The following is a 1,763-nucleotide window of genomic DNA, read 5'->3' as shown; positions in this document are numbered from 1 at the left end:
AACATAATTATTATTGCGCCGCAGGCACCCGAACCACGCAGCGGGGTCGCTGGCGCGGATGGGGGCAGACTGTGAAAAAGTGTGGGCGGGCGGAGGGAAACGCCTTAAGCGTTTTCCACGGGCCATCCACGCGGTCGCGCAGCGATTTCCACGGGCTGTGCCCAGGAGTGCCACGCAATGGGTTCACATATAGACTCAATGTGCGCTGGCATTTGGTTCCTGAATAGACTGAACAGGCTTAGCGGTGATTTGGACACCCAGTGCACGCATGACGCGCATTACTGTATCGAATCGGGGTGAAGCGCCATCGCGTAATCCCCTGTAGAGCGCCTCACGGGCCAGACCCGTTTTGCGGGCGATCTCAGTCATGCCTCGCGCGCGGGCAACATCACCGAGGGCAGCAATCAGCAAATCGGGGTCATCCTCTTCCAACACGCAGGCCAAGTACTCTGCGATTGCCTGATCGTCCTCAAGATATTCGGTCACATCGAAATCGGGCAACTCGGAAACGCGAATCATTTTGCTCATGGGTCAATCCTCCAGGGTTCTAGCCAGGGTAATGGCGCGATCGATGTCCTTGTGCTGTGTGGATTTGTCGCCACCACCTAGCATCACGATCAACACCTCACCACGCAGCGTATAGTACATGCGCCAGCCGGGACCGAAAAACTCCCGCATCTCGCATACACCTTCGCCTACCGGCTTCACATCGCCGAGGTTTCCCAGTGATGCCTTTCGCAGCCTCGTGGCAAGGCGTCGGCGAGTCATGCCGTCCTTGATGTTACTAAGCCACTCGGCAAACTCGGGTGTCTGCTTGATTTGGTACATAGGTTAATAGTAACCGAATGGTTACATATGGGCAACACGGCGACATTACCCTAATTTCCCCAATTTAGAATGATATGACCACACCCCACGCACCAGGGGTGTTTTGTAGTCCGCGCCCCGTCCGCTTGAGGTCGCCTCGTATGATGATTGAGGGCGTGCTGAATAGATATTGATGTATTTCTGCAAAAATCTTTCAGATTGACCTCACATTATTTTCACCCCGCCTTCCGATAGCCATCACTCCGATTCAACTCAACGTCAATTTATATTCACCGAATAGCGTGATGAACTTCACATTATTGCAATTATTTTGAAGCTGTTGCGTTATGCAATGAAATGCATAGTAACGCTATTTAATGCTTTGCAATGCTTTTCGTATGCTTGCAAGTGACTGTTTTTTGTAGAAAATTTGATAACAACATTAACACAAATTGATGACAGCAGGCATGACGGCAGAGAAACGAATTCGAGCACTGATCAAGGCAGCACGGAGCGGAAAAAAGCAGGCTCCCGTAAGCAGAACAATGCGCGTTTTCAATGTTCTCGATGACATTGAGGAGGCGCTAGGTCTTGGAATTTCTCAATCACTCATCGCCGAGCAGCTCGACATGACTGTTCGCCAGTTTTCGCAAGCACTGTATCGCGCCCGGCGGCGGAAACGCGAGGCGCCACCGCAGAACTCTCCCCAGCCTCCCCAATCACCCACTCCTGCTGATGCTGATTCCCCATTCGGCAGTGGCGGCAATCTCGGTGGATTAACCCCATTTTCGAGCAACTCAGAGGAAAACTAATGAAACAACATCGTGCATTCATTTTTGGGCTCTTCCCCTGATTGAGTGGGCGCCCATCATCTAGTAATCCCATCAGGGTAAAGATCCAACCCGCCGAGATGGAAGTAAATGGCATTGGCAAACCGCTCTTTATTGCGGAAGCCT

Annotated in this window: 3 protein-coding genes; 1 reads left to right on the top strand and 2 read right to left on the bottom strand. The window is 51.9% G+C overall.

Annotation, left to right across the window (positions count from 1 at the left end; genetic code table 11):
• Nucleotides 1-195: 195 nt before the first annotated feature.
• Together ACOCD2_RS18640 and ACOCD2_RS18635 are read right to left on the bottom strand one after the other, a co-directional pair.
• A complete protein-coding gene (locus ACOCD2_RS18640) occupies nucleotides 196-528 on the bottom strand; it encodes an addiction module antidote protein (protein WP_293649829.1) in 333 nt (110 codons plus the stop codon).
• Nucleotides 529-531: 3 nt separating this feature from the next.
• Nucleotides 532-828, bottom strand: a complete 297-nt coding sequence (locus ACOCD2_RS18635) for a type II toxin-antitoxin system RelE/ParE family toxin (RefSeq protein WP_293649830.1) — start codon at nucleotides 826-828, stop codon at nucleotides 532-534.
• A 446-nt stretch (nucleotides 829-1,274) separates the two neighbouring features.
• Here ACOCD2_RS18635 and ACOCD2_RS18630 point away from each other — a divergent pair, with 446 nt between their 5' ends.
• Nucleotides 1,275-1,619 carry a hypothetical protein gene (locus ACOCD2_RS18630; protein WP_293675049.1) on the top strand — a complete coding sequence of 115 codons (345 nt, stop codon included), beginning with the start codon at nucleotides 1,275-1,277 and terminating at the stop codon, nucleotides 1,617-1,619.
• Nucleotides 1,620-1,763 lie beyond the last annotated feature (144 nt).

Origin of the sequence: Thiolapillus sp., assembly GCF_048562965.1 — a bacterium.
GTDB classification, from domain to species: domain Bacteria; phylum Pseudomonadota; class Gammaproteobacteria; order Chromatiales; family Chromatiaceae; genus Thiolapillus; species Thiolapillus brandeum_A.
The sequence above is the reverse complement of the archived record's forward strand: the minus strand, read 5'-3'. Positions and strand labels throughout refer to the sequence as shown.